Genomic DNA, 1,973 nt, shown 5'->3' with positions numbered 1-1,973 from the left:
ACAAACGAGACGCCACAGGCGTGCTCAAAAGGCCGAATCATCAGCGCGGGCATACGCGCTTCGTCGAGCCATTTATAGAGTGTGTAATGACTGGTAATGCCGATCAGGTCGGCGATGCGCTCGACAGACAAATTTTTAACGGCCTTGGCGTGGTCAACGCACAATTCCATCGCGTGCTTGAGTGAGCGGGGTTGTATCCGCTTCCAGTTTTGTTTTGCCATTGCTGCTGTCCGCAAAGTGGTGGTGCTAATCAAATGTCTGTTGTGTCTCTATGCGCCTGTGGTGGCGCGGTCTAAGCTGATTTCATCAATCGAATCAAATCGGCGAGATGTTATGAGACATTGCGGTATACTTGCTCCGACGAATACGGATAGGTTCCTGATAACGACTGGGCCAGATGGCATCGGGAGTGGTATCCAGAAATTCGGCAACAATACGTTCTACCTTCGGGTATTTGAGGTGAAACACGTTGCTGAAGGTGCGAGGGTTGTAGCCGTTAGCGCGAGCTAGCTCGGCCATGCTGACGCCTTTCTTGCGGATCTCGGCTTTGATGTCTTCTTTGTGCCAGTCTTTGATTGAGCGGTTTTCGGACTTGCTCATTTTTTTAGCCTCTTTCTAATGACTTGTCATAAAGGCGTGTTGTCGCGTGTTCGCCTTTCCGATATGGCTAAAGATATTTCTTTTTGGTTGGTCGGTAAAGTCTTTTTGGCGAGGTTTATTTTCTTTTTGGCGTCTATAACTTGCCAGAATGAAAATTCAATTTAATTTTCAATGACTTAGATAAAAGTTAACTAGCCATGAATGAACCAGAAAAAGTTGATATCTCTCTGGATGGAATCTCAACCAGGATTGAACTGGCTGCAGGGATGGCTGGCGGCAAGAAGGAATTCGCCAAAAAGATAGGTATTAGTGAATCCCAACTCTATAGGTATCTTTCTGGCGATAGAGATCTTAAGGCCGCTGTTGCGTTGAGAATGGCCAAAGAGTCCGGTGTAAACCTTATGTGGTTACTAACTGGCGAAGGCCCAAAAACTGTTTCGGAAGCCCACCAAGCCGCTAAAATCGATGAAGAAAGCATTCACGATGAGTACGCATTTATTCCTGGGTACAACATCCAGGTAAGTGCTGGACATGGTGCACTGGCAGAATCTGAAACAATATCGCGCAAGCTAGCATTTAGGCGTAAGTGGCTGAAATTTAAAGGGTTACATGAAAAGAATTTGGTGGTTGTGTTCGCCAAGGGCGATTCGATGGAACCGACCATTTCTGATAATGACACCATAATGGTCGACACTAGTAACAACAGCCCCCAGGACGGCCGTATGTACGTGATCCGAGTCGATGGCCACTTGGTAGTTAAGAGAACGTCGCTCGTTCCAGGGCAAGGCGTACTGCTGATCAGTGACAACAAAGACTACCCGCCCAACTTGGTGAAGTTCGACACTAGTAATCCTGACCTGGAAGTTATTGGTCGCGTGGTATGGGTTGGCAAGGACTTCTAGGACTTCTGACAGCCACATCCTTTTAGACGGCAGCATTTTGTCTATGAATATGCCGCCAAAATGAAAACGCCGGGCAATTTAGCCCGGCGCTTGTTTTTAGACAGGTTTGTTCAAAGATCGCTAAAGCATCGCTGAAACCTGCATGAACACTGAACTCGTTCCATTTAATCCCACCCAATCCCGTTTGATCCCGCATTTCTTATCTATCTAACAGGGTGTGTCTGGTTACAACACGTTGGGTTTCTTCCTCAGCTCAACCAATAGATCCTTGATAGCTTCTGCATCAGCTTGAATGAAGCCAAGAATTTTTACCACAAATCTAAGGTTTTCGGCATCCTCTAATTTACCTGAGCCTTCAGGGCCATGCGCTCCACATCAACGTGGTTCCCGATGTCGGTACTCGTAATAGCTGGAACGGCTGATATCAAACGCATTGCAGACCATTTCAACAGACATTCGCTCACTCAACTG

2 protein-coding genes and 1 pseudogene are annotated in these 1,973 nt (G+C 46.9%); 1 reads left to right on the top strand and 2 read right to left on the bottom strand.

Annotated elements, in window-relative coordinates; genetic code table 11:
• Both Q8W24_RS16705 and Q8W24_RS16700 read right to left on the bottom strand, forming a co-directional pair.
• Positions 1 to 221 (bottom strand): annotated as a pseudogene (locus Q8W24_RS16705) (hypothetical protein); the annotation flags it as partial.
• A gap of 94 nt (positions 222 to 315) precedes the next feature.
• Positions 316 to 600, bottom strand: a complete 285-nt coding sequence (locus Q8W24_RS16700) for a helix-turn-helix transcriptional regulator (protein ID WP_305476022.1) — start codon at positions 598 to 600, stop codon at positions 316 to 318.
• Positions 601 to 797: 197 nt separating this feature from the next.
• Between Q8W24_RS16700 and Q8W24_RS16695 the strand changes: the two genes are divergently transcribed.
• A complete protein-coding gene (locus tag Q8W24_RS16695) occupies positions 798 to 1,502 on the top strand; it encodes a helix-turn-helix transcriptional regulator (protein ID WP_305476020.1) in 705 nt (234 codons plus the stop codon).
• The last annotated feature ends 471 nt before the right edge of the window (positions 1,503 to 1,973 follow it).

It is taken from the genome of Oceanobacter sp. 4_MG-2023 (genome assembly GCF_030689165.1).
GTDB lineage: Bacteria > Pseudomonadota > Gammaproteobacteria > Pseudomonadales > Oceanobacteraceae > Oceanobacter.
This window is presented reverse-complemented; position numbering and strand designations above follow the sequence as displayed.